Here is a 25,256-nt window from a genome sequence, read left to right on the forward strand (position 1 = left end):
GCATAAGTGATTTGCTCGTCGGCCCTGAGCGGAGGCTAACTTGAATGTCCGCTTTTGTTTAGAAACCTGGGAAGGCAGCACGGGTCGCAAAGCGAACATTGGCAGCACCAGAACTGAGTGCTTTTTGGGCAAAGGACTGTCTAGGTCCGAGACCCATTTAATCGAGCAAGATAATCACCGACATCCACTGATCAGCGAACCTTCCTACCTACGGACTGAAAATTAATACAACGTAAACGAAAAAGACGACTAGGTGTACCGCCCCCTCAAGAACCGTAGTGCGTGGTCCTGAAAACGTGAGCAAGCTGAGCACTAGTGTCAGAGCCAGCAGGGTCATGCCAGTCGGATCCAGGCCCAGAACCATGGTTTTGCCGGTTACCAGTCCCACCCCGAGAATTGCTGGTACGGTAAGTCCAATTGTTGAAGCCGAAGCCCCGAGGCACAGGTTAATTGATTTTTGTAACTGATTCGAAAGCGCCGCACGCAGAGCAGTTACGGCCTCTGGCGCAAAGACAATCAAGGCTATAAGCACCCCGCCCAACGCTGGGGGAGCCCCGAGTACTACGATTCCATGGTCAATCAGCGTGGCGAGCTTCTTTGCCAGGAGGACGATGGGAAGCATCGTAATGACGAGCAAGAACGTGTGCATACCGATTGCACCGGCTTTTGACCCGTGCTCCCCTTCTTGTGCACTTTCCGATCCGGTCGGTTGAGTCGCTTGCTCGGATATTACGAAAAAGTCCCGGTGCCGCCCCGTCTGTATGGCGAGGAAGATGCCATACAGCGCCACCGTAAACAGAGAGAAAAAGACAGCTTGTGCGGTCGTTAGGCTGCCGATGGGCTCGGCCGTGGTGAAGTTCGGCAGGATGAGTGCAATCACCGCCAGAGGTATGATGACTGCAAGATAGGCGACGGCACCCTGAAGATTGTAAGACTGCTCGTGGTGGCGCAAGCCTCCCAGAACCAACGCCAACCCCACAACCCCATTCAGAACGATCATCAAGACGGCAAACATCGTATCCCGCCCCAACGTCGAGGCAGATTCAGTCCCAAAGATCACCGCGGCGATCAATACGACCTCGACAATGACAATTGAAAGCGTAAGAACGAGCGTGCCGAGAGGCTCACCAAGGATCTCTGCCAAGTGGTCTGCTTCTTCGACGACCCCGGAGGCGCACCACACAATGACAGCCAAAAGCCAGATGAAGAGCGCGGTTGCAATAAGAGGGGAGCTGAGATCAGACAGCCAGGATTCGCCGAAAATCAGGAACAACGCCACCGTTGCCCATGCAATTGCCAAACGTACGATAACAGCCATCATTCTCACCCCGCTACCAGCTGCGATGCCCGACTTTGCGGGCGAGATAAAAGCGTAGCAGAGCATTCGGCGGATCTGGGACTTCTTGCCCAATCTGCCTCAAGAAAAACCGCAAAGACGGGACCCAAGAAATTCATAACGACTCCTTTGTGAGGGGCCGTCCCCGGGCAATTTCGCAATCTCAGGGTCGTCCCCGAGAAGTTTCCTAATACTGACACATTGGAGATCTTCAGGACAAGCAGCTCCGAAGGGAAGACGAGGCCCCTTGGTGCAGTTCGAATGTTCGCTTGTGTTTAAAAGTTTGGGAAGCTCGGCCTGGTCGCAAAGCAGACATTGAGGTGGCTATGTAACCATCCCCCACACGTCGGTGCATGCGTAATTAGAGTTCTCCGGCCTACAATGAGGTAAACGTAGGACTGGATGAAAAAGTCACGATACAACATGGTTTGCACTGCGCTCCAAGAAACCTCAGCTGTTTCCCGCTCGCGTTTTTCTAAATACTAGGCATACAGGCTCCAAGCAGTTAATAGCCCGACGCAACTAATACCGATTTCCCTGGCTCGAAAAGAGCACTTTTTATCGATGAGCTCTTCTCCTCATGCAGGGCCATCCAAACTGTTAATGGAAGATAGCGCTGTGCAAAATCCGGGGTACATTCGCAACCATTATGGAATGCCGTTGCTAGTGTGCTGTATCACTTTGACCCAAGCCACTTGGAACTCCCGCCTGCCTGCACGGGCATGAGTTGAAAAATGGTTTGCACATCGCTTTGAATATATTGGTGGGACTCTGCAACTGGATACCTCGGGTCGGCCTTTGCGCTTCGCTATGGTTGGGGAGGGTATCAGTAGGAGGCTTTTAACGGGGCAATGAGTGATTTCTTCGGTCGGTTGATAGTCGACGTATCCTATGCCTACAATAGAAACTCATAATGAGGCGCTGCCTCGAAAATGGTCGCTGGCCGAAAACAGCACAGAAATGGCAAGTTGCCGGATAGCAACAGTCGACTGGCTTAGTATATCTCTGCGCCAACAAGTTTTGCTCCTGAGTACGCCATATGGCGCTCCAGCAGTACCGACCGATTTCTCTTACGTATATCGTGTTCCCGACATTTACACAGTTTGGCGGCCACAGCTTAATTAGCTAGTAGGTTACAACCCTTTGGGTTACGTCGGCGGAGTAAATGATCAGGGTGCTGATGCGTGATGGTAGAACCCGCCTTAAGGCAGGTTGATGAACAGAAATTTCTATGGAAGCAATCCGCCAGTGTCCAAAGAATTGGATAAGTCCTTGGGGCGTCGGGGATTGAACAGTTTCTATGGATTGGTCAGAAACGGGATAAGTGGTTACTCCCGTTCTAAATTTCCCGTGAACAGAAACGGAATCTGAGCATCCAAAGTGACTTAAGCCCCCGCCTCGCGGGGGTTTTTTGGTGCGCCCGGCATGGGCGCACTCCTGGAGGTGCAAGTCCTCCCGTGAGCTGGCCACAGCGAACGAAGTGAAGCGCAACTGCGGAAGGGTGACCGACCGTGGGGAGGAAGCGTGGAGCGTAAACCGTGAGCCGATGAACAAGAATCGGATATGAGGCACTGCCAAGCAGGGCGAGCGGGCCAAAAGCCGCGAAGCTCTTGTGGCCAAGGCGAAGTGGTGTAAATCCGGCGGTTGTGCGGCGAAGGAGTGTGTTCTTACCCGGGGAGATCTCGCCTCATGCCTGAAAGGGCGACGTGGCAACACGGAGCGAGAAGTCAGCAGAGGCCATAGTAACCGCTAACACAGGGCGAAGGGCCGAACGAGAAGGAGCGTCAAACGCCTTGTCGATGAGCACTGTACGGCATCAGATGCCCGCGCCAGCGGGGCGGATCGCGCAACGGACAGGTGAAGCCTTGCCGAAGGCGATGAGCGATGAAGCAGGACTCCCGCGACAAGAACCGGAAGGCGCAGGGCGAAGCCTGCTTGAGCAGGCGTTCGCACGAGAGAATATGCAGCGGGCATGGAAGCGCGTGAAGGCCAACAAGGGAGCGGCAGGTGTGGACGGGTTGGACATTGCCCAAACCGCGGAACACCTGCGATGGGCGTGGCCTGAGCTTCGCCAGCACCTGCTGAGCGGCGCCTACCAACCACAGCCCGTCCGTCGGGTAGGCATCCCGAAGCCGGACGGCAGTGAGCGGGAACTGGGCATCCCCACCGTCACTGATCGTCTGATTCAACAGGCACTGTTGCAAGTGCTGCAACCTCTGATTGATCCCACCTTCAGCGAGCACAGCTACGGCTTCCGCCCGGGCCGTCGGGCCCACGACGCCGTGTTGGCTGCGCAGCGTTACGCCCAACAGGGCCGCCATATCGTGGTGGACGTCGACCTGTCGAAGTTCTTCGACCGGGTCAACCACGACATCCTGATCGACCGCCTGAAGAAACGCATAAACGACCCCGGCGTTATCCGGCTGGTTCGTGCGTACCTGAACGCGGGCATCATGGACGGTGGTGTGGTCATGGATCGGCACGAGGGCACGCCGCAAGGCGGGCCATTGTCGCCGTTGTTGGCCAACGTTCTGCTGGACGAGGTGGATAAAGTGCTGGAACGCCGGGGGCACTGCTTCGCCCGTTACGCCGATGACTGCAACGTCTACGTTCGCAGCCACAAGGCGGGAGAACGGGTCATGCAGTTACTCCGCCGCTGTTATGGAAAGTTGCGTCTGGTGATTAACGAAGCCAAGAGCGCGGTGACCAGCGTGTTCGGGCGCAAGTTCCTCGGCTATGCCCTGTGGCAAGGGAGGAACGCTGAGGTTCGACGCGCGGTATCCACCAGGGCGTTACAGGCGTTCAAGCTCCGGATCCGGCAACTGACCCGGGGATCAGGGGGTCGCAGTATTGAACAGGTGGTAGAGCAACTCCGCCGATACCTGCTCGGCTGGAAAGGGTACTTCAGGCTGGCGCAAACGCCACGCATCTGGCGATCACTGGATGAGTGGATACGTCGTCGTCTGAGAATGCTCCACCTCCGGCAGTGGCGGCGGGGTAAGACGATCTACCGGGAGCTGGTCCGGTTGGGTGCCAGTTCCTGGGTGGCTGAATCTGTGGCGGCTCTGAGTCGCCGCTGGTGGCACAACAGTCGCTCTGCCATCCACAATGTCCTGACGATTGCCTACTTCGACCGGTTGGGAGTGCCGAGACTCTCGTGAACCCTCAACGTCTCGAACCGCCCGGTGCGGACCCGCATGCCGGGTGGTGTGGGAGGGGTGGAGCCTCATGGCTCCCCCCTATCCCGATTTACTGGTTTGCAAAAACGGTGTGAAATTGGCCAAAAAAACGTGGAGTTACGTTCGCTTTCTCATCTATCATGTCATTCGATGTAAAAAGCGCCTGTTTTTTAGGCAGCATAATAATAGCTTGATGCTGGCGAGTTGGCTTCGGATCCTTTTTTAACGGACTCCATGACAAAGATACCAATCTTCAAAAGACTGACGGGTCTGTTCGGACGTTCCGGGGCTCGCCTGCGGGTAAGTCTTGAAATTCGTCCCGACGGTATTGCCTGGGCGGAATCGGGGCGGCCGGATGCCGGTAGGTGGGGGTTCATTGATTGCCTCCCTGCGAGGCGTCAGGCGGCACTGGTTGAATTAGTCGACAAGCACGGCTGGTCGGGTGCAGCGACAACGCTCGTGCTGCCCCTGGACCAGTATCAGGTTTTCCAGATGGATCGCCCGGAAGGCGTCGAGGAATCGGAGCTGGGGGATGCCCTCAAGTGGAAACTTAAGGATTTTCTCGATTTCAGCCCGTCCGAGGCGGTTTCTGATGTTTTCCCGTTTCCGAAAGACGCATCCCGGGGCCGTGGCGAACTGGTCAACGTGGTCGCCGCCAGAAAAGTTCTGGTCTCTGAACTGGTTCGGCTGGTTCAGGAAGCCGGCCTGGAACTGGAGCGCATTGATATCGCCGAGCTCGCGTTGCGAAATCTGGTATGCAGGCTGGATGAAAACCGGCGTGGTGCCGCGCTGGTCCACCTGAAAGAAAACTACGGCCAGATGGTGATCTGCAAGGACAACACGCTGTATTTGTCCCGCCGGCTTGATGTGACTTCCGACGATCTTCGAGATGCCGCCCGGCAGGAGTCGGCGGTGCAATCACTGGCCCTGGAGATGCAGCGTTCACTGGACTATTACGAAAGCCAGTTGGGCCAGGTGCCGCCGGCAATGATCCACCTCGTTGCCCATGACAGCGTGCTACCTCTTGCCTCGATGCTTTCTTCCTATGTGGCCGCCGGCCTTGAAACCCTCGATTGGCGTGCCTTGGGCTTTGAGTCCGATCTGGACAGTCGTTGCCTGCCGGCCTGGAGTGCAGGCTTGCCATTGCCGGAGGACGGGCGTCCATGATCCAACAGGTCAATCTCTACACAGACGAGCTGCGTCCGAGAAAGGAAAGACTCCAGGCGGGAACGGCGGTTGGTTTTCTGGTTGTCGGATTGGTGCTGGTTGCGTTCGTGGCTGGTTTCCTGACCTACGAGAATTCGGTGATGGCAAACAAGGCCTCACGCCTTGATCAGCAGAACCAGCAGCTTGAACAGGCTGTGGCGCAGCTTTCTGCCGCGGTTCAAGCCCGACAGCCGGATGCCGAAGTGAAGGAGGCTCTGGAGCGCGTCACCCAGACCCTCGCGCGCCGCCAGCGATTACTGGAACGGGTGGAAAGCCTGGTGCTTTCCGAGGACCGCAATTTCTCGCCACAGCTGGCAGCATTGGCCCGACAGATCCCGGAAGATGTCTGGCTGACAGGCGTTATCCTGGAGTCAGGCCCGGACAGAGTCACTATCGAAGGGCGTAGCCGCGAAGGCGCTCTGGTGCCTCTGTACCTTGAAAACCTGGGCGAGGAACCAGCGTTTACGGGACGAACCTTTGGTGTGTTCCGATTGTCGCGCCCGGAGGAAGGCCGCTGGATTGACTTTCATGTTTCAAGCGAGCGTGACGGGGAGGGTAACTGATGGCGGACGCACCCAACACTTCCCTTGCCCGGGCTGCGCAGTGGTATAACCTGCGACCGATTCGTGAGCGGGCCCTGATTCTGCTGACTGCACTCGTGCTGGTTGTGGTGCTGGTCTGGGAGCTTGGGGTTACGCCATTACAGCAACGACACCAGAGTCTGGAGAATCGGATCCAGGCGCTTTCCGCTAGCCGGGACGACCTGCTGGCGCAGCAGCAGACGCTCAATCAGCAGCTTGCCACCGATCCCTCCCGGGAAATGCGGGATCAGTTAAATGCCCGGCAGCAGAGACTGGAACGGCTCAATCAGCAGATTGCGGAGACCACCGGACAACTGATCGCGCCCAGGGCGATGGTGGCGCTGTTGCGGGATATCCTGGCCGCCCAGGATGCACTGAAGCTGCAGGCTCTGGAGCTACAGACTCCGACCCCGGTTTTCGCTCCGGATGCCCCCGATCAATCCTCACAGGAGCAGTCAGAGGCGTCGCAACCACTGCTTTATGCCCATGATGTCGAGCTCCGGATCATGGGAAGCTATCTTGATGTGCTGAACTATCTCGAGCGGCTTGAGGCACTGGATGAGCGTCTCGGGTGGATAAAGCTGGAGTACAGTGCGGGCGACTGGCCCTCCGGTGAAGCGATCATCAGGGTGCAAACACTGAGCCTGGATCAGGCGTGGCTGGGGGTGTGAAGTGAGCAGGAACTTGGGTGCCTCAATAATCCGGTGGTCTTGTGTGGCAATCGGTTCGCTGTTGCTGGTGGTGGGAAAAACCCATGCACTGCAGGATCCGACCCGGCCACCGGGCCCGCAGACAACTGTGGCCAAGCCGGCCCCAGAGCGGGCTCTTGCTCTGGATTCCATACTTTTCAGCAAGGACAGGCGTGTCGCCGTCATCGAAGGTGAGGCCCTCAGGGAAGGCCAGGGTTTTGACAACGTGCGGGTTATCCGGATTTTTGCCAACCGGGTTCTGGTAACGGATAACGGCCGCGAACGGGTGTTGTACCTGGAGAGACTTCCGCAGGTTCGGGGAACTCAATGACAGATAATCGGATACTCATGACCACGATCAAAACAACCAGTGCACTGATTCTGAGCCTGGTATTGGCGGCCTGCAGCAACAATCCGTTGATGCGCTCAGCAACGGCCACCTCAACCGATGCTGCCGATGCCATTGATCGAAGCCTTGAAGAGGCTTCGCAGGCAGAACCGGCAGCGCCGACCGCGAGTCAGGCAACTGCAACTCTGCCGGCTGACGTTAGCGCAGCACTGCTGCCGCCACTCTCCAACGAGGCTGATCTGGACGAACGTTTTGACGTCAATGCCCGGGGCGTGCCGGCAGCAAGCTTCTTCGAATCTCTGGTGGAAGGAACCCGCTATAACGTGGTGGTTCATCCCGATGTAAATACCAGTATCGATCTTCGGCTGGGGGACGTCACTGTACCGGAAGTGATGGATATCGCAGGCGACCTGTACGGGCTGGATATTCGACGCAGTAGCCGACTGTTCCGCGTTCAGCCGGATCAGATCCAGACCCGGCTGTTCCCGATTGATTACTTGCACTTCAAGCGTAAGGGCGGCTCGGAGACCAGGGTAAGCTCCGGTCAGGTTACCGGTGCTCGCAGTGGCGGCGCTGGTAGCGCTGACAATAATGGCGACAGCACTGGTTCCGGCGAAATCCGCAACCTGGTTGGTACAACCATTTCCACAGAAACAGCCTCGGATTTCTGGCAGGACATCCAGAGCGCACTGAGCATGATTGTCGGTGGCAGTGATGGCCAGCAGGTGATCGTGAATCCTGGCGCAGGGCTGGTAATGGTTCGTGCCGGTTCCGAGGATTTGCGGATGGTTGAGGAGTATCTGCGCCGCACCGAGCTGATCATGCAGCGTCAGGTCATTCTGGAAGCCAAGATCCTGGAGATCGCGCTCAACGAGGGCTACCAGCAGGGCATCAACTGGTCGGATATCCAGAGTGCGTCCAGCATCACGGCCTCGGATGGTCTGCCCGAAGATTTCACCGCGCAGGCGTTGGCCGGCCAGGCCATTCAGACCTCCGATATCGGAGGTCTGTTCTCCGCCAGCGTGCGGGCCGGCGACTTTACCGGCCTGATTGAGCTGCTCGGGGAACAGGGCAATGTGCAGATTCTTTCCAGCCCACGTATTTCGACCGTGAATAATCAGAAAGCCGTGATCAAGGTCGGTACCGATGAGTTCTTTGTGACCGACATTGATTTCGACGACAACAACTCGGCCGTTACGGCCACGGATTCGACCTCTACCTCAGTGGAACTGACCCCGTTTTTCTCTGGCATTTCACTGGATGTGACGCCTCAGATTTCCGAAAACGGCGTCATCACCCTGCACGTGCATCCGTCGGTCAGTGAGGTTAACGATCAGGAGAAGGTGATCACCATTGGCGAGCGTGACGTCACGCTGCCTCTGGCCAGCAGCACCGTTCGTGAAACCGACAGCGTTATCCGTGCCGAAAGCGGGCAGATCGTGGTTATCGGTGGTCTGATCCAGAACTCCAGCGAAGACAACAATTCCGCGGTTCCCTTCTTCAGCGAGATTCCGCTGGTGGGTGAACTGTTCAAGCAGCGGAGGTTCCAGTCCCGCAAGAGCGAGCTGGTTATCCTCCTGCGCCCGGTTGTCGCCGGAATGCCCGAGATGAATGCGGATGTTTCTGCCAGCCGTGAACGCATGAATGTGCTGCGTGAGTTGCTGCAATCGTCTGAATCCGTCACCCCGGAACCGGAGAAAGCCGTTCGATAGCATGTACGAAGCCCATTTCGGACTGCAGGAAGCACCGTTCGCATTGACGCCCAACACCCGCTATTTCCTGCGGGTGCCCAGCCATGGTGATGCGCTGGAATTATTGCTGGTGGCGTTGAAAGAGCGGGAGGGCTTTATCAAGATCTCCGGAGAGGTGGGCACGGGCAAATCCCTGCTGTGCCGGCTCCTGCTGAACGAACTTGAGCCGATTGCGCACACCGCCTATATTCCGAACCCGCACCTGACCCCGGATACCCTGTACGAAGCCGTGGCTGAAGAGCTGGGCGTGGAACTGTCCGGATGCACCAACGCGCATCAGGTGCTCAAGGCCATCAACGAAAAATTGATTGCCCATGCCATGGAGCAAAAGCCGGTTGTCCTCGTGATTGATGAGGCCCAGGCGATGCCGGAAGAGACCATCGAGGCGTTGCGACTGCTCACCAATCTGGAAACCGAGAGCGTCCGGCTGCTGCAGGTGGTCCTGTTTGGCCAGCCGGAACTGGATGTGCTGCTTCAAAAGCAGAGCCTGCGCCAGCTAAACCAGCGCATAACGTTCCACTATCGCCTCGCCCCCCTGGACCGCCATTCGGTTGCCCAGTATCTGCGCCATCGCCTGGCCCAGGCCGGCTACAACGGCGCCGATCTTTTTGCACCGGGTGCGCTTCGGCTGATTACCCGGGCCTCCGGTGGCATTCCGAGGCTGGTTAATATTCTGGCTCACAAGTCCATGTTGGCGGCCTGGGGCAGGGGTGACCGTCTTATTGAGCGGGGCCATGCCATGCAGGCCATTCGCGACACCGAGAGCGTTCGCTTGCCGGGACTGATCGGGAGGTGGTTATGAGCCTGCTGAACGATGCCCTGCGTGCGGCAGAGCAGCGACAGAGTCGGCCGGAAGTGGCCGCGGCCTATGCAGGACAGTCGCAATCCCGACCTCGTCCGCGTTACGGGCTCTGGGTCGTCATCGTTTTCCTGGTAGCAGGCGCAGTGGGCGCATCTGCCTTCTGGTTGATGACCGGAACCGGTAATGAAGACATACCTGTGCACGTGAGTGCCCCTCCGGCGCAAGAGGCCGGAACAGAACTGCAACTCGAGAGCGTTGCCGAAAACGACAACACCGCAGAGGCCTCGCAGCCCGCCCCCGAGCCCCCGGTTGTGGTTCAGTCGGAACCGGAAGCCAGGGAAGTAGCCGAGGCGGTTGAGCCACAGAAGCCGGAGCCTGAACCTGAACCGGTTAGAGCCGAAGCCCCAGAGCCTGAACCCGCCGTCACTACACCGGTGGTGGCCGAAGCCGAGACTGCCCAGGAATCCGAAGCGCCAACGCCACCCATAAAACAGGTTCGTGAGACGCCCGAAGCCATCGATCGTCGAGTCAGCCGGGAGTTGGCCTCGCTGCTGAGGAGTGGTGAAACCCGTCAAGCTGAGCAGACGTTGCAGGAGCTGGCTAGTGCTCAGGCGGCGACTGCCAGCCGCGAAGTTTTCGCGCGTCAGATGCTGGTGCAGGAAATGCCTGACAGGGCTCTGGCCTGGCTTCCGGAATCGGTGACGAGCGGCGATGCCGGTCTGCGACTTCTCAGGGCCCGGGCACTCCACGCCAAGGGCAGTCTGCCCGAAGCACTCGCCACCCTTGAGAGTAGCGTGCCTGCAGTGCGCCAGGCCGTTGAGTATCGGGTAACCCTGGCGACCTTGCTGCAGCAGGCAGGCCGCACCACCGACGCGGCCCGACACTGGTCGGCCCTTATTGCCGAGGACGACAGCCGCGCGGCCTGGTGGGTGGGCCTTGCGATTGCCCTGGAGACAGGCGGCGAGACCAACAGCGCGGTCCGGGCCTACAGCCAGGCCGCCCAGTTACCCGGGCTTTCGCCGTCCCTGGCGAATTACGTTCGCGAACGACTGAAAGCTTTGCAGGCGGGATGATGACGACAGAGCCGAAAAAGAAAGTCCGGTTAGGCGACCTGCTGGTCCAGAATGATGTCATCACTGAACAGCAGCTGATGACGGCCCTGCGCGAGCAGAAAAGCACCGGGCGTAAGCTTGGTAAAACGCTCACAGACCTTGGTTATGTGGACGAGGACAGTCTGCTCAATATCCTGTCCCGCCAGCTGGATGTTCCCTTTGTGCAGCTGCGTCACTACCAGTTCAACAACGAACTGGTGAAAAAGCTACCGGAGGCCATGGCCCGACGGTTCCGCAGTATCGTGCTGGCGGAGCATAGTGGCGAGCTGCTGGTGGGGATGGCCGATCCTCTGGATATCTTTGCCTACGATGAGTTGGTTCGCATTCTGAAGCAGCCCATCAAACAGGCGGTGGTGCGTGAGAGCGAGCTGCTGAGCACCCTGGACCTGGTCTATCGGCGTACCGATGAAATTGCCTCGCTGGCGGAAGAGCTGGAAGACGAGCTGGGTGAGGATGCCTTCGACCTTGCGGACCTCTCGGCCGAATCCGAAAGCGCTGAGGCGCCGGTGGTCAAGCTTCTGCAAACGCTGTTCGAGGATGCAGTTCAGGCCCGCAGCTCGGACATCCACATCGAGCCGGACGAGACCGTTGTTCGTATCCGGCAGCGGGTGGATGGCGTGCTTCAGGAGCAGGTGATGAAGGAGAAGCGGGTCAATTCCGCGCTGGTCCTGCGCCTGAAGCTGATGGCCGGCCTGAACATCTCCGAGAAGCGGATGCCCCAGGACGGGCGCTTCAACGTCCGGGTGAAGGGCCGCAGTATCGATGTGCGGGTATCCACCATGCCCGTTCAGTATGGCGAATCGGTAGTCATGCGTCTGCTGGACCAGAGCCAGGGCATGTTGAACCTCGATGGCACCGGGATGCCGGCGCAGCTGTTGGAACGATTCCGCGGGATGATCAAGAAACCCCACGGGATGATTCTGGTGACCGGTCCCACCGGTAGCGGTAAAACCACCACGCTCTATGGCGCCTTGACGGAACTGAACCGCCCGGAAGTGAAGATCATCACCGCCGAGGACCCGGTGGAATACCGCCTACCCCGGATTACCCAGGTGCAGGTGAACCCTAAAATCGGTCTGGAATTCGCCAATGTACTTCGGGCCGCCCTGCGTCAGGATCCCGACGTGATCCTGGTGGGCGAGATGCGGGATCGCGAGACCGTGGAAATCGGTCTGCGGGCGGCGATGACTGGTCACCTCGTGCTTTCCACCCTGCACACCAACGACTCCATCAGCAGCGCCATGCGACTGATCGATATGGGTGCCGAACCCTTTCTCGTGGCCAGCTCGTTGCTCGGCGTGGTTGCGCAGCGCCTGGTCAGGCGGGTCTGCGATAACTGTGCCGAGGCCTACAAGCCGACGGAACAGGAAATGGTGTGGCTGCGCAGCTTTGATCTGGATCCTCTGGATATGGAAGCCGGGTTCGTGCATGGCCGAGGTTGCTACCAGTGCAGCAACACTGGCTACAAGGGCCGGGTTGGCGTTTACGAGATGCTTGAAATGAACGAGGCCATGCTGGACGCTTTGCGGCGCCAGGATGTCTCGGAGTTCACCAAAGCGGCTCGCCTGAGCGCCCTGTACCGACCGCTCGGACAGTGCGCCATGGATTTTGCGTTACAGGGCACCACCACGTTGGACGAAGTGGCCCGGGTGGCGGCGACCTCCGAGGGTGATTTCTCGCCCGACGACGAGATTCCCTTGCCGGATGACCCTGTTGGTGGAGGTACCTGATGCAGTTCAGCTACCGGGGCAAGGATAATCGTGGCAGTGTCCAGCAGGGTTTGCTGGGCGCTCCCAATGCCGATGCTGCTGCTACTGAGCTGATGCGCCGGGGGATAACCCCGCTTTCCATCCGGGAGGCGGAGGACACGGAGTCGGTTGTTGATCGATTGAACCGGCTGCCGATATTCCGGAAGAAGGTCACCCTCGATGAGCTGATTGTTTTCTGTCGCCAGATGCATGCCCTGACCAAGGCGGGCATCCCCCTGATCCGCACCATGCGCGGCCTGGCCGAAACCACCCGTTCACCGGTGCTGGCGGAAGTGCTGGAGGATGTCACCACCCGACTGGAGGGCGGCACAACCATGGCTACGGCCATGCAGGCACACCCGAAGGTTTTCTCGGAGCTGTTCATCGCCATGATCCACGTGGGCGAGAACACCGGAATGCTCGACGACGCTTTCCGGCGCCTGTCAGAAATCCTCGAGTTGGAGCGGGATACCAAGCGGCGCCTCAAACAGGCCATGCGCTATCCGATGTTCGTCATCATTGCCTTGTTATCGGCCTTGATGATCGTGAACTTTCTGGTTATCCCGAAATTCGCGTCGGTGTTCGATAAGCTGGGAGCGGACCTGCCGTTCCTGACCCAGGTATTGGTTGGAACCTCCAACTTCCTTCTGGCTTACTGGTACGTGATGCTCTTTGTGGTCGCTGCTGGCGGCCTCATGCTGCGGCAATGGAAACAGACGGAACAGGGCCGGCTGACCTGGGATCGTTATAAACTCCGGTTGCCAATTATCGGACCATTGCTGGAATTGATCACGCTCAGTCGGTTCGCGAGGAACTTTGCTACCATGCTGTCCGCCGGCATGCCGGTAACGACGGCGTTAACCGTTGTGGCCGACACCACGGACAATGCCTGGATCTCGACCCACATCAAGGATATGCGCGGCGGTATCGAGCGGGGTGAAAGCCTGCTCCGAACCGCCAGACACAGCGAAATGTTCACGCCGTTGATTCTACAGATGATTGCGGTGGGCGAGGAAACCGGTTCCGTGGACGACATGCTCAACAATGTCGCGGATTTTTACGATGAGGATGTGGACTACGGCCTCAAGCGGTTGGCAGAGTCGATTGAACCGATACTGATTGTGGCCATGGGCATCCTGGTATTGATTCTGGCGCTGGGCGTGTTCCTCCCGATCTGGGACCTGGGGGCCGCCGCCATGGGGCGGGGCTGAGTGCCAGCGGCACGGGTTTCAGACGCCAGCGGACTGGCGATGTCGCGCAGGTTCCGCTTCGCGGTGGTGTTGGCCGTGCTGGGAGTGCTCTGGTGGTTTTTGCTGGGCGTGCTGGAACGAGAAAGCCGAAATGCCGAAGAACGGGCCGCCAACATGGTGATCGGCCAGCTCAGATCGGCCCTGGTGGTCAAGGGTGCAGAGGTAATGCTGAGCCGTGACGGCCGTCTTGCCGAGCACAGGAACATCAACCCATTTGAGCTGGTGGAGCACCAGTGGGGTAATTACGCTGGGCGATGCCAGGCCGAAGAACTGGCGCCGGCAACCTGGTGTTTCCGGGTAAGCGAACAAAAAGAAACAGAATACGGGCCTAAAGGCTGGTTAATTTATAAACCGGGGCAGCCGATAACCATAGACAGTCGGCAAGCCAACCAGGAGCAGCCTCTGGCCTGGGCAGTGACAACGGAATTTGCAGACCGCAACGGGAATGGCACGCGGGAGCAGGAAGAACGGCTGACGGGGCTAAAACTGGCCCCGGTGTCGTTGACAGAAGACGCAGCGCAAACGCAGGATGCCCAACGCTGACCAGACGGACGAATGAAACCGTAAAGAGGTCGATGTAATGAAACGGGATTGCAGGCAGAACAAACAACAGGGGTTCACCCTGATCGAGCTGGTGGTCGTTATTGCCATACTCGCGATCTTGGCGGCGTTCGCATTGCCACGGTTCGCCCAGCTGTCCGAGCAGGCGCATCAGTCCAGCATTCGCGCAACTGCTGGGGCCTTGGCAGCGGGTGTGGCGTTGGCCAAAACCCAGTGGGTATCCAACGGCTTCACCGCAGCAGAAACGGATGTGGTGGGCTTTGGCAACGACAATGTCGATGTCAGTGATGACGGCTGGCCGACTTCCGTTGCTTCAGACGACACGGGTACTACGATGGATGCCACCAAGTGCGGGGAAGTCTGGCTGGGTGTTCTGCAATCCAACGCACCCACCGTGAACGGCACCAATCCTGAATATGCGATATCGATCAGCAGCGGAGACTGCGTATTCACCTATCAAGCAGACAACCAGGGCAGCACCATTGCGTATGATGCGGACACTGGCGAAATAACCACAACCATTAACTGATAAACCTCGAAGCCAACGGGCGATAAAAACGGAGTAATACCATGAAAGCGATGACAGCTATTGCGGCAAGAAAAGAAAAGGGCTTCACCCTGATCGAACTGGTTATGGTGATTGTAATTCTGGGTATTTTGGCGGCGTTTGCTTTGCCAAGATTTGCGGATTTGGGTGGTGAAGCAAGGCAAGCCTCACTTGAGGGAGCGCGGGGCAGCATTAAATCTGCCTCCGCCATTGCACATTCAGCGTTTTTAGCAAATGGCAACAATCCAGTCAGTCTGGAGGGGACAGACATCACACTTGTAAATGGTTATCCGCAGGCTGATGGTGCGGTAGTTACTGCCTCAGCAACGACAAATGGTATTGCAGCCGCTGCGCAGCTTGACGCAAACGATTTCGGACTAACCGTTTCTGGGGCAACACCCAATGTACTGACGGTCACGAATGGTGCTTGCTCTTTCACTTACACTGAGGCTACCGCTTCGGCAGCATCACAAATAAGCGCAATAACGGTGCCTTCAACCGGTTGTTAATTCATCTTTTGTAGGGAAGTCTGGGTATTCCCCAAATTGCCTAGTCTTGAGTGAGGTGGAAGGCATGCGAGTTGTCATCGCCCCTGACGCATCGGGCTTCACCCTCGTTGAGCTGGTAATGGTCATCATCCTGATCGGATTGCTCTCCGCTCTGGGCATTGGCCTGTTTGCCAGCCGCTCGGCCTTCTCCCCCTTGCTGGCTACCCAGCAAATTGCCTCCGCCACGCTGCTTGCTCAACAGGCAGCGCTGGCGGGGAATCCCGCCAACACCCTCACTATCGAGCAGGGTGGAGATAATTTCCGATTTATCGTGGGTGCCGGTTCCGGCAATCCGCGTACCTTCGAGATACCCCGGGAGGGCACCAGCCTTTCAGCACCGGGCGGGTTGCCATTGACGCTGACCTTTGACAGCAAAGGAGCGCCTTCAACCGGCACCAATCTGCAGTTCACTTTTTCGGGCGACAGTACCTTCCAGACGTGTCTCAGTTCATTGGGCGCGGTATACGCCGGGAGCTGCCAGTCATGAGGCCTACTCAAACCGGCGCAACCCTAGTGGAGCTGGTGATCACAATCGTGATTATCAGTGTGGCCATTGCCGGTGTGGTTGGTGCGTTCGCGCTTATCACTGGGCGCAGCGCGGATCCGTTGAATCAGACCCGGGCCGTGGCCCTCGCGCAGCTCTATATGGATGAAATTCTCAGCCGAAAATACGATGACAATACACCCGTCGGGGGCGTTCCGAAGCAAGCCGGCTGTACGATCAACACAGAGGAAGCCAGTCGGGCTGACTATGATGATGTCGACGATTACAACGCCATCGACGATGCTGCGCCCGAAAATGCTGAAGGCGTCCCTCTGACATCGGATTATTCCGGCTTCCGGATTTCGATCACGGTGCAATGTGCTGGTGGAGAGGTGGGGCTGGCCCAGGCGGATGCCAAACGTGTCGACCTGACAGTTACCGATCCGGGCGGCCAGGGTTACAGTTTCTCTGTCTACAGGGCGAATTTCTGATGCACCAGCGAGCCGGTTTTACCCTGATCGAGCTGCTGGTGGTCATCGTATTGCTGGGCATTGTTGCCACGGTCTCTGTCCGATTCGTGAGCCTCTCGACACAGGGCGCTCTAGATGTCAGCGCTCGCCAACTGCGGGCGTTTCAGGGCGTGGTGGTTTCGGAGCAAATCACGCGCGAACTGAGGGAGGCGTTCCCTCTGTCCGTTCGGACTTCAGGTGATTGCATCGAGTGGTTGCCCTTGGAGGCAGGTACCAACTACGTCAGGCTTACCCGTGGCCCGGCATTTGACGGGATAGAGGTCGCCGCGTTTGCTAACCTTCCAGCCGTGGGAACGACCCGTGCTGTGGTTTATGGTTATGGAACGAGTACCGCCGATCTTTATAGTGGCGCGAATCCTGGACCCGTTTCGTCTTTGATTTCCTCAATTGACAACACCGGCTCGCCGGCCAGTATCGAACTCTCCTCTGGCCATCGGTTTACCTCAACATCACCCGCCCGCCGATTGTTCGTGGTAGGTCAGCCCGTCAGTTTGTGCCAGAGCGGTCGATTTCTTTATAGGTATGATGATTATTCGCCGAGCTCCACCCAACCATCACCTCCAACGGGGGACAGGGAGGTGTTGGCTGCCAATCTGTCTGGCAATGTCGATTTCCGGTTTTTGCCGGCAACTCTGCAGCGGGCGGCAGTCGTTCAGTTCTCGTTCACTTTGATTAGTGAGGATGGTTCTGAAACAACGACTGTCAGCCAGGAGGTGCAAATCCGAAATGTACCCTGAACAAGGCATCAAGCAGCAAAGGGGGGCGGGGCTTCCGGTAGCGCTGTTCATCATCACCGTTTTGGCACTCATTGTTACCAGCATGGCGCAGCAGCAGGAGAGCGCGGGCGCTTCGGTCAGCCAGCAGATTCTTTCCCAGAGGGCCTTTTACGCAGCAGAAAGTGGTGCCCAGGTTGCCGTGACGGAGGCACTATCTGGCGGCAGCTGTGGAGCTGTTTCTTCTTCGATCAATTTTTCCAGCGGCGGCCTCTCAAGCTGCTCCGCAGGTATTACCTGTACGTCGGTGCAAGCCGATATCGATGGCAGTCCAGCGCCCGAAACTGTGTTTACTTTACTCAGTAATGGTCGATGTGGCAGCGGGCCTGAAGCTGCGTCCCGAACGATTGAGGTGCGAGTGCGATGAGGCAGTTCACGGCGCTGACAAGGTTAATCCTGTTTGTGATCCTGCTGGCCCCGTGCCTGGCCCATGCCTGGAAGATGGAAGCTGGCACTTTGGATCTACCGGCCACATCGGGGGAAAATGAGTTGTTCTCTTTCAGCTTCAGGCAAACCTATGCCTCCCCTCCTATCGTTGTAGCCTTGCCAACCGATGATGGCCCCAATGCTTCTGCTTTACGGATCAGAAACGTTACTGCAACGGGCTTTGAGATAGCGCAGGTAGAGCCATTTTCTGAGGATGGCCCGCACACCAATATGACCGTAAGTTATGTGGCCGTAGAGCCGGGTGTGCACCAACTGCCCGATGGCACTCGCATTGAAGCTGGCCTGCTCAGTACCCGGGAGACCGGGTCCGGTAACAACAAGGATTTTGTCCAGTTTGGCGGTAACCCTCCCGGCCAGAAGCGTTGGGGAAACCACGCATTTACAGCAGGGTTTTCAGGCGCTCCGGTAGTCATTGGTGACATCCAGACGATGACCAATGAGAGAAATGCGAATGTGCCAGATGACGTTTCGGAGCCATGGTTGACTACGGTTTTCGATGCCGTGACGGCGTCAGGTTTGAACTATGCTCTGGAATTCAGTGAGGCCTATGATGCGTCTGACAATAAGTTCTACGAACTGGCAAGCCCTGAGCAAATCGGTTTTATCGCGATAAGTGCAACGGCGACCAGCACATTTAATGCGATCGGTAATCTGAATGTGCGCTATGAAGCTCAGAGTATCAATAACGGGCCTCGTGGTTGGGATGACGGGTGCGACACATTTAGCTTTAGCAGTGTGTTTGGAACCAGCCCGATCGCGCTTGCCAGTAAAACCAGCCGACGGGAAGACGACGGTGGTTGGCTGAGACAGTGCCAACTTTCCAGTTCCGGCATCGGATTGTTAATTGACGAGGACACCGCCCAGGATAACGAGCGGAATCACGGCAGAGAGAGTGTGGGGCTAGTCGCTTTTTCTGAGGCTTTTGCCTACGACTCTGAGGTCCGCCCGCCCGAGCCTGAGCCCTTGATGATGGAATCGCGCTCAGTCACCGTCAGTCCTGGCACATTTACCAGGGTTTCCTTCCAGCAGGTATACCCATCACCTCCAGCCGTATTTGTTCTGAGCGACGACAACAATCCGGAACCATCGGCAGTTCGGATTCGCCAGATCACTGAAGATGGCTTCGATATTGTGCCGCTGGAACCGCCCACCCGCTACAGTGATGTAGGCGATCAGACTACAACGGTGCATTATCTTGCGGTGACCTACGGAGAGCATGCCTTCCCAGATGGAACAAGGCTTGAGGTTGGCCAGGTACCGCTGCAATCGGAGCAGGGCCGGTTTGTATCCGGCTCGAATTGGTCACGCCTGAACTTTCTGACCGCATTCGGCGGAACACCGGTCTTCATAAGTAACATTCAAACCCTGGAAAACGAAACGTCTTCTCCCGGTGAACGATCGGTTCCCTGGTTGACGATGGCGCACAACCGCCTGGGAGTCTCGGGAATAGATCTTGCCCTGGAACGTGCAGAGACGAGGTCTGGGGCTGTTGTACGACCGGAGTCGGTCGCATACCTGGCAGTCGAACCGGGCGTTATCGGTCGTTTTGTTGATAATGACGGTAGAACGGTTCTGTCTGAAGCCCAGGTTACGTCGGACAACATTTCTGGAACGAACAGCTGTGACAGAGCTGCGTTTCTGCAATCGTATCCCTCTCCGCCCCGGGTTGTCGGGTCCCAGCTGACCCGCGATGGTGGCGACGGGGGTTGGCTGCGCCGTTGCTCGGTGTCCAACGATGCTGTTGAGCTGAAGATTGAAGAGGACTGGGCAAATGACCGGGATCTGAGCCACACCACGGAGCGGGCAGGGTTTCTGGCATTTTCCGGTGATTTTGTTGTCGACTTCTCTCTGCGGGCAGTCTACGGCCTCGAGGGGCCTCGATGGCAAGGTGATCCTGGAGAGGTTGTTGAGCTCCGCGGCACGGGGCTGGATGGACGAGCCGTCAATGGAGCGAGGGCGGAGCCAGCCAAAGTCTGCTATGGCGCCACCCTTTCGGGCGGCTCGTTCATAGACATCCCCCATGATGATGACTTGTCCAGCGCCGATGAGCTTACCGTCATGGCCTGGATAAATGTCGATGCTTTTCCAACTGGCGGTGGCATCAAAACCATCGTGTCGAAAGACGAAAACTATGAGTACCACGTTGACAGCAACCGCGAGATCTACTGGTGGTGGACGAACGAATCTGGTGTTTCGCGATCCTTTACCTCGGGCTATCAACTGCCATTGAACACCTGGGTTCACACAGCCATCACCTACTCGAAACGAGATGGGATACAGCGCATCGTTGTTGACGGTGTGGAACGGGCAAGGCAGTCGTTTGCCGATGAGTCGTTGCTCCTGAACGCTGATCCATTTCAGATAGGCGCCGATCAGGGGTTCGGCGGCCGAGAGTTTGAAGGCCAGATCGATGAGGTTCGCCTCTATGCCCGGGCGCTATCCGATGCGGCCATTCTTCGCGAAGCAAATCGCAGTCGTCCATGTGCCCAGGTACTTGATCATTTCCGTATAACTGTGCCTGCGACTGCCAGCGTTTGCGCACCGGTCGATGTCAGAATTCAGGCAGAGGATGCCGGCGACAACGTGCTGACTGGGTATCAAGGTTCCGTGCGGATCACAACAAGTGCGGGCCATGGCAACTGGCAGAGGGTCGCAGCGTCGGGCCCCCTGTCGCCCAATCCGGATGTTGATGATAATGGTCAGGCCATCTACGAGTTTGTTGTCGCAGATAACGGGGACATCACCCTGGGACTGGAAAACACCCGCGCCGATCGACTGACCATCCGTGCCGAGGACACAACCGGTGGGCAGTTTGGAGTTTCCAGTGTGGTCGAATTTCGGGAGAACGCCCTGGTCATCAGTCTGGCTGATAGCCTGGGCAATGATGTCATAGCCGGGCGACCACACGGCTTGCAGGCCGAGGTATTGAGGCGAGATCCGTCTACTGGTGAGTGCGGTCGCGTTGAAGCCTACGATGGTGCAGTGGATCTCAGAGCCTGGCTGAATCGGGAATCAGACGATCCCGGTGGCGCTTCACCCGGCGTTGACGCCGGCGCTGGGGTCCTATCGCCGCCATCGTCCCGGCCAGCCACTCCCAACCTAACGGTCGACTTTAACCTTGGCCTTGCGGACCTTGCGCTCAGTCCTACTGATGTCGGTCATTATGCCCTAGAGCTGGAAGACTCCGAGTCCGGGCTCATCCTGGACGAAAATGACAATCCCATCGCCATCGCAGGCACCGGCCCTGAATTAACGGTCAGGCCTTTTGCTTTTGCCGTGACAGTGGCTGGCAACCCAGCGACGGAGTCGCCCAGCGGAGCCGCCTTCAGGGCGGCGGGGCGACCGTTCGATGTTTCGGTTCGGGCCGTTCAGTACGACAGCGCTGACGATGCAGATGCAGACGGCCAACCGGATGGTCACGGAGATACTGATGCCGGCAATAACTCCGATCTCACGGATAACGCATCCGCAGACAGCTTTGATGCGGCCGTTAGTGTCGCCAGTTACCTGGTTGCGGGGCCCACCGGCGCAGCTGATCCGGGGCTTACAGGTCTGAGTGGCGTGAGCGGCTTCAGCTCTGGGTTGGCCACTGGCTCAGCATCCTTTAGCGAGGTTGGCTCGGTAGAGGTCACGACAGGTCTCAGCGGCACTTTCCTTGGACGCTCTGTTGCGGTGGTCGGGGATTCCGGGCCCGTAGGCAGGTTCCACCCTGAGACGTTCACTCTCGAAAGTGCTATGGACGGAGTACTTGATCCTGTCTGCAATGGTTTCAGTTACACCGGTCAGGGCTTCGGCTACAGTCTTTCGCCAGAGTTTACCCTTGCTGCAAGAGCATACAGTGTGAGCGGTTCTGGGCCTGTTACCCGAAATTATCGAGACAGCTGGCAGAAGCTGACAGTCGCGGACATCGCCCGGACTGATCCGGCAACAGACGCCGATGAGATTGGCGCTCAGAGCACCGCAATTGATGTGACCACTATTGCTGGTACACCAACTCTTACAGCGAATGGCAATGGCACGCTCATTTATCAGGCGGGACCGGATAACTTTACATATGACCGCAATGCAAACTCCCTGGTTGGTCCGTTTGATGCCAGACTCGAGACTGTGTTCACGAATATTTCCGATTCAGATGGGGTATCAATGCCGGCGGCGGAGCTGCCTACGCTGTCTTCCGCTGGCGCCTCGATTCGTTATGGTCGAATGATTCTAGAGAACGCCTACGGACCTGAAAACCTCGATCTGGAGATGCCGTTTGAAGTCCAGATCTGGACCGGGGCTGATTTCGAGCTGCATGGTGATGAGACATGTTGGGCCTATAATACCGCCGATGCAGTGATAACAGGCACGCCCCCGAACACCTCGGTGAGTGCCAATTCCGGAACTATTAGCGGTGGTCGGCCGGAGCCGGCAGCACTGCTGGTGCTCGCTGCGCCGGGCGAGGGCAATACTGGCAGTGTACAGGTTGAATACCCGGTACCGCTCTACTGGCAGTATGATTTCGATGGCGACGGTGTTGAGGAGAATCCGAAATCAACCGCGACATTCGGCGTCTATCGCGGCCACGACCGCGTGATCTACTGGCAGGAACGATAAAAAAAGGGCAGGACGCGAGTCCTGCCCCAAAACATCAACGAACCCCGGTGGTTCGCCAATCGTCAGTCTTCCTCGTGTTCCGGATGATCCATCCCCAGCTCGTTGATTTTCCGGGTGAGCGTGTTCCGGCCCCATCCCAGCAGTATGGAGGCATCCCGTCGACGGCCACCCGTGTGCTTCAAGGCCGTTTCAATCATGATTTTCTCGAACTCGGGCACGGCCGTATCGAGAATTCCCCTCTTGCCACGCTTCAGTTCCTGTTCGGCCCAGTTTTTCAGGCCTTCCTGCCAGGTTGCTCCGGTGGTTGGTGTCTCGGCCTGGTGTAATAACTCGGGTGGCAGGTCATCAATGTGGATCTCGCGACCGCTGGCCATCACTGTCAGCCATCGGCAGGTGTTCTCCAGCTGGCGGACGTTGCCGGGCCAGGGCAGGGTGGTCAGGTATTCTTCGGCCTCTTCGCGCAGGATCTTGGGCTCGACGGCCAGCTCTTTGGCCGCCCGTTTCAGGAAGTGCTGCATCAGGCGGGGGATGTCTTCCCGGCGCTCGGCGAGCTTGGGCAAGTGCACGCGAATGACGTTCAGGCGGTGGAACAGGTCTTCCCGGAACGTGCCTGCCTGCACCAGTTTTTTCCAGGTCCTGGTGGGTTGCCGCGATGATGCGCACATCCACCTTGATCGGGGTTGTGCCTCCTACCCGGTAGAATTCGCCATCGGCCAGAACCCGCAGGAGGCGGGTCTGAGTGTCAGCGGGCATATCACCGATTTCGTCCAGGAACAGGGTGCCACCGTTGGCCTGTTCGAACCGGCCCTGGCGAGCGGCGCCAGCGCCGGTGAAGGCACCCTTTTCGTGGCCGAAGAGTTCGGATTCAATCAGGTCTTTGGGAATTGCAGCCATGTTCAGGGCAATGAAGGGATGGTTCGCCCGGGGGCTGTGGTTGTGCAGCGCCTGGGCCACCAGTTCCTTACCCGTGCCGCTTTCGCCGTTGATGAGGACCGTGATGTTGGAGTGCGAAAGCCGGCCAATAGCCCGGAAGACTTCCTGCATGGCAGGCGCTTCACCGATGATTTCGGCGTTGCGCTGGGACATTTCGGCCTGGGGTTCACCACTGGCACGCTTCTCATGGCTGTGGGCCACGGCGCGCTTGACCAGTGCGACCGCGTCATCCACATCGAACGGCTTGGGAAGGTATTCGAAGGCACCGGTCTGGTAGCTGGTTACGGCGCTCTCCAGATCCGAGTGCGCGGTCATGATGATGACAGGCACGTCTGGGTGAACGTCCACAATCTGGGACAGCAGGGTGATGCCGTCGACGCCCGGCATTCGGATATCGCTCACGATGGCATCGGGCTGTTCGTGTTCCAGCCGCATCATGATGCTTTCACCACTGTCAAAAACTCGGGGCTGCATACCGGCCTGGTTAAGGGCGCGCTCCAGCACCCAGCGAATACTGCGGTCGTCGTCTATGATCCAGACGTTCGCCGGTTGGCTCATGGGGTGTCCTCCAGAGGCAGGAAGATGATGAAGTCGGTTCGGCCTGGTTCGCTCTCGCATTCAACCAGTCCACGGTGTTGGCCGATGATGCTCTGGGTAATGGAAAGGCCCAGGCCGGTGCCACTGGCACGGCCACTGATCATCGGATAGAAAATGTTCTGCACCAGCTCCGGCGGAATGCCGGGGCCGTTGTCGATAACGTCTACCCGGCACACGAGCCTGTGGCGTCGGTTGCCAATGGTGAACTGGCGCAGGGTGCGGGTACGGAAAGTAATGGTCGGCGGCTCATCGGAACTGTGGCTCGCCTGGTTTTCGAAGGCTGCTTCCATGGCGTTCCGTGCGATGTTCAGGAACGCCTGAATCAGTTGTTCCTTGTCACCCTTGAACTCGGGAATGCTGGGGTCGTAATCCCGTTCGAAATTCAGTCGTCCCTTGCTTTCGGCCTCAAGCAAGGTGCCTACCCGTTCGAGGATTTCATGAATATTGGTCGGCGCCAGCTTCAATGCCTTGTTCGGGCCCAGCATCCGGTCCACAAGGCTCCGGAGCCGATCCGCCTCGTCGATGATGACCCGTGTGTATTCCCGTTGATCCTCACTGTTGAGTTCCCGATCAAGAAGCTGCGCCGCACCACGGATACCGCCAAGCGGGTTCTTGATCTCGTGGGCCATGCCGCGGACCAGAATGCGAGTGGTCTCCTGCTGGGAGATGATGTCTTCCTCACGGCTAATCCGCATCAGCCTGTCTCTCGGCTGGATCTCGATCAGGAGTTCCGTCGGTTCCAGGCTGATGGGGGTGACGGAATAATCGACCGTAAGCCGGGAACCGCTGGTGAGGAGGAACTCGGCCTCGCGGCGAGTATAGGATTGTCCGTTCCGTACAGCGGCAAAAAGCGTTTTCAGGGCGTCTTCGGATTCCACCAGAATGTCCTGGAAGGGTTGGCCCTGACTGCGGGTCATGCTGGTTTCGAACAGGCTTTCGGCGGCGGGGTTGAGATACCGGATGCTGAGATTGTCCTCGAGCACCAGGACAGCGGTAGTGAGGCTGTCGAGAATGCTCTTGTATCCGGTTTGATGGGCCGAAGGCAGTGCCATGCGTGAATCCCGTTGGTTCGACATAGTGTGACCTCCGGAGTTTTGCAAAAAGCGAACCACTTTGAACCCGGTTCACGAATGAGTGGGCAAAGTGCGGGCAGAGGGGCTTATTGGCGCTGAAAAGTGCCGTAAGCTGGTGCAAATGGGAGAAATCCCTCTGACCAGTCCGGAAAATGCGCCCCGTT

General features: G+C 57.9%; 20 protein-coding genes and 1 pseudogene. 18 read left to right on the plus strand and 3 right to left on the minus strand.

What is annotated here, in order from left to right:
- Window positions 1-208: 208 nt before the first annotated feature.
- Window positions 209-1,411, minus strand: coding sequence for a calcium:proton antiporter (locus SIC15_RS03740; protein ID WP_412537085.1), 1,203 nt, complete (start codon window positions 1,409-1,411; stop codon window positions 209-211).
- Window positions 1,412-3,129: 1,718 nt separating this feature from the next.
- Between SIC15_RS03740 and ltrA the strand changes: the two genes are divergently transcribed.
- The 18 genes from ltrA (at window position 3,130) to SIC15_RS03830 (ending at window position 22,489) form a co-directional block, all read left to right on the plus strand.
- Entirely contained in the window at window positions 3,130-4,497 is a 1,368-nt protein-coding gene (gene ltrA / locus SIC15_RS03745; protein ID WP_053115127.1) for a group II intron reverse transcriptase/maturase, read from the plus strand.
- A 252-nt stretch (window positions 4,498-4,749) separates the two neighbouring features.
- Window positions 4,750-5,682, plus strand: a complete 933-nt coding sequence (locus SIC15_RS03750; protein ID WP_412537086.1) for a biogenesis protein MshI — start codon at window positions 4,750-4,752, stop codon at window positions 5,680-5,682.
- On the plus strand, window positions 5,679-6,284 hold the full coding sequence (locus SIC15_RS03755) for a PilN domain-containing protein (protein ID WP_412537087.1): 606 nt from the start codon (window positions 5,679-5,681) through the stop codon (window positions 6,282-6,284). Before SIC15_RS03750 ends, SIC15_RS03755 begins: the two co-directional genes overlap by 4 nt.
- Window positions 6,284-6,973, plus strand: a complete 690-nt coding sequence (gene gspM / locus SIC15_RS03760; protein ID WP_412537088.1) for a type II secretion system protein GspM — start codon at window positions 6,284-6,286, stop codon at window positions 6,971-6,973. The genes SIC15_RS03755 and gspM overlap by 1 nt, the downstream gene beginning before the upstream one ends.
- Before the next feature lie 43 nt (window positions 6,974-7,016).
- Window positions 7,017-7,322 (plus strand): hypothetical protein, encoded by a 306-nt coding sequence (locus SIC15_RS03765; protein WP_227514620.1) that lies wholly within the window; start codon window positions 7,017-7,019, stop codon window positions 7,320-7,322.
- Between the two features lie 17 nt (window positions 7,323-7,339).
- The gene (gene mshL / locus SIC15_RS03770) at window positions 7,340-9,052 is read left to right on the plus strand and encodes a pilus (MSHA type) biogenesis protein MshL (protein ID WP_412537089.1); all 1,713 of its coding nucleotides are present in this window, start codon (window positions 7,340-7,342) and stop codon (window positions 9,050-9,052) included.
- 1 nt (window position 9,053) lies between these two features.
- Entirely contained in the window at window positions 9,054-9,893 is an 840-nt protein-coding gene (locus tag SIC15_RS03775; protein WP_136630013.1) for an ExeA family protein, read from the plus strand.
- A complete protein-coding gene (locus tag SIC15_RS03780) occupies window positions 9,890-10,966 on the plus strand; it encodes a tetratricopeptide repeat protein (RefSeq protein ID WP_136630012.1) in 1,077 nt (358 codons plus the stop codon). The genes SIC15_RS03775 and SIC15_RS03780 overlap by 4 nt, the downstream gene beginning before the upstream one ends.
- A complete protein-coding gene (locus tag SIC15_RS03785) occupies window positions 10,966-12,735 on the plus strand; it encodes a GspE/PulE family protein (RefSeq protein WP_412537090.1) in 1,770 nt (589 codons plus the stop codon). The genes SIC15_RS03780 and SIC15_RS03785 overlap by 1 nt, the downstream gene beginning before the upstream one ends.
- Window positions 12,735-13,964, plus strand: coding sequence for a type II secretion system F family protein (locus SIC15_RS03790; protein WP_412537091.1), 1,230 nt, complete (start codon window positions 12,735-12,737; stop codon window positions 13,962-13,964). The genes SIC15_RS03785 and SIC15_RS03790 overlap by 1 nt, the downstream gene beginning before the upstream one ends.
- 39 nt (window positions 13,965-14,003) lie before the next feature.
- Window positions 14,004-14,546 carry a hypothetical protein gene (locus SIC15_RS03795; protein WP_412537092.1) on the plus strand — a complete coding sequence of 181 codons (543 nt, stop codon included), beginning with the start codon at window positions 14,004-14,006 and terminating at the stop codon, window positions 14,544-14,546.
- Window positions 14,547-14,583: 37 nt separating this feature from the next.
- On the plus strand, window positions 14,584-15,093 hold the full coding sequence (locus tag SIC15_RS03800; RefSeq protein WP_412537093.1) for a prepilin-type N-terminal cleavage/methylation domain-containing protein: 510 nt from the start codon (window positions 14,584-14,586) through the stop codon (window positions 15,091-15,093).
- A 41-nt stretch (window positions 15,094-15,134) separates the two neighbouring features.
- Complete coding sequence (locus SIC15_RS03805; protein ID WP_412537094.1) at window positions 15,135-15,620, plus strand: type II secretion system protein; 486 nt, start codon at window positions 15,135-15,137, stop codon at window positions 15,618-15,620.
- Between the two features lie 64 nt (window positions 15,621-15,684).
- The gene (locus SIC15_RS03810) at window positions 15,685-16,146 is read left to right on the plus strand and encodes a Tfp pilus assembly protein FimT/FimU (RefSeq protein WP_412537095.1); all 462 of its coding nucleotides are present in this window, start codon (window positions 15,685-15,687) and stop codon (window positions 16,144-16,146) included.
- Window positions 16,143-16,634, plus strand: a complete 492-nt coding sequence (locus tag SIC15_RS03815) for a prepilin-type N-terminal cleavage/methylation domain-containing protein (RefSeq protein WP_209398972.1) — start codon at window positions 16,143-16,145, stop codon at window positions 16,632-16,634. Before SIC15_RS03810 ends, SIC15_RS03815 begins: the two co-directional genes overlap by 4 nt.
- Complete coding sequence (locus SIC15_RS03820) at window positions 16,634-17,410, plus strand: type II secretion system protein (RefSeq protein WP_209398970.1); 777 nt, start codon at window positions 16,634-16,636, stop codon at window positions 17,408-17,410. Before SIC15_RS03815 ends, SIC15_RS03820 begins: the two co-directional genes overlap by 1 nt.
- A complete protein-coding gene (locus SIC15_RS03825; RefSeq protein ID WP_209398969.1) occupies window positions 17,400-17,813 on the plus strand; it encodes a hypothetical protein in 414 nt (137 codons plus the stop codon). The genes SIC15_RS03820 and SIC15_RS03825 overlap by 11 nt, the downstream gene beginning before the upstream one ends.
- A complete protein-coding gene (locus tag SIC15_RS03830) occupies window positions 17,810-22,489 on the plus strand; it encodes a DUF6701 domain-containing protein (protein WP_412537096.1) in 4,680 nt (1,559 codons plus the stop codon). Before SIC15_RS03825 ends, SIC15_RS03830 begins: the two co-directional genes overlap by 4 nt.
- Window positions 22,490-22,551: 62 nt before the next feature.
- Here SIC15_RS03830 and ntrC read toward each other — a convergent pair.
- Window positions 22,552-23,980: pseudogene (ntrC, locus tag SIC15_RS03835) on the minus strand (nitrogen regulation protein NR(I)).
- Window positions 23,977-25,071 (minus strand): nitrogen regulation protein NR(II), encoded by a 1,095-nt coding sequence (gene glnL, locus SIC15_RS03840; RefSeq protein WP_069185105.1) that lies wholly within the window; start codon window positions 25,069-25,071, stop codon window positions 23,977-23,979. The pseudogene ntrC and the gene glnL overlap by 4 nt, the downstream one beginning before the upstream one ends.
- Between the last annotated feature and the right edge of the window lie 185 nt (window positions 25,072-25,256).

This window comes from Marinobacter sp. MIT932201 (genome assembly GCF_047123295.1).
Taxonomy (GTDB): Bacteria; Pseudomonadota; Gammaproteobacteria; order Pseudomonadales; family Oleiphilaceae; genus Marinobacter; species Marinobacter salsuginis.

What these genes read in the sequence shown, in the direction of transcription:
- gspM (WP_412537088.1), top strand. Translation starts at nt 6,284, where the DNA reads ATGGCGGACGCACCCAACACTTCCCTTGCCCGGGCTGCGCAGTGGTAT.
- SIC15_RS03800 (WP_412537093.1), top strand. Translation starts at nt 14,584, where the DNA reads ATGAAACGGGATTGCAGGCAGAACAAACAACAGGGGTTCACCCTGATC.
- SIC15_RS03780 (WP_136630012.1), top strand. Translation starts at nt 9,890, where the DNA reads ATGAGCCTGCTGAACGATGCCCTGCGTGCGGCAGAGCAGCGACAGAGT.
- SIC15_RS03795 (WP_412537092.1), top strand. Translation starts at nt 14,004, where the DNA reads ATGTCGCGCAGGTTCCGCTTCGCGGTGGTGTTGGCCGTGCTGGGAGTG.
- glnL (WP_069185105.1), bottom strand. Translation starts at nt 25,071, where the DNA reads ATGGCACTGCCTTCGGCCCATCAAACCGGATACAAGAGCATTCTCGAC.
- mshL (WP_412537089.1), top strand. Translation starts at nt 7,340, where the DNA reads ATGACCACGATCAAAACAACCAGTGCACTGATTCTGAGCCTGGTATTG.
- SIC15_RS03830 (WP_412537096.1), top strand. Translation starts at nt 17,810, where the DNA reads ATGAGGCAGTTCACGGCGCTGACAAGGTTAATCCTGTTTGTGATCCTG.
- SIC15_RS03810 (WP_412537095.1), top strand. Translation starts at nt 15,685, where the DNA reads ATGCGAGTTGTCATCGCCCCTGACGCATCGGGCTTCACCCTCGTTGAG.
- SIC15_RS03820 (WP_209398970.1), top strand. Translation starts at nt 16,634, where the DNA reads ATGCACCAGCGAGCCGGTTTTACCCTGATCGAGCTGCTGGTGGTCATC.
- SIC15_RS03790 (WP_412537091.1), top strand. Translation starts at nt 12,735, where the DNA reads ATGCAGTTCAGCTACCGGGGCAAGGATAATCGTGGCAGTGTCCAGCAG.
- SIC15_RS03750 (WP_412537086.1), top strand. Translation starts at nt 4,750, where the DNA reads ATGACAAAGATACCAATCTTCAAAAGACTGACGGGTCTGTTCGGACGT.
- SIC15_RS03785 (WP_412537090.1), top strand. Translation starts at nt 10,966, where the DNA reads ATGACGACAGAGCCGAAAAAGAAAGTCCGGTTAGGCGACCTGCTGGTC.
- SIC15_RS03805 (WP_412537094.1), top strand. Translation starts at nt 15,135, where the DNA reads ATGAAAGCGATGACAGCTATTGCGGCAAGAAAAGAAAAGGGCTTCACC.
- SIC15_RS03825 (WP_209398969.1), top strand. Translation starts at nt 17,400, where the DNA reads ATGTACCCTGAACAAGGCATCAAGCAGCAAAGGGGGGCGGGGCTTCCG.
- SIC15_RS03815 (WP_209398972.1), top strand. Translation starts at nt 16,143, where the DNA reads ATGAGGCCTACTCAAACCGGCGCAACCCTAGTGGAGCTGGTGATCACA.
- SIC15_RS03775 (WP_136630013.1), top strand. Translation starts at nt 9,054, where the DNA reads ATGTACGAAGCCCATTTCGGACTGCAGGAAGCACCGTTCGCATTGACG.
- SIC15_RS03755 (WP_412537087.1), top strand. Translation starts at nt 5,679, where the DNA reads ATGATCCAACAGGTCAATCTCTACACAGACGAGCTGCGTCCGAGAAAG.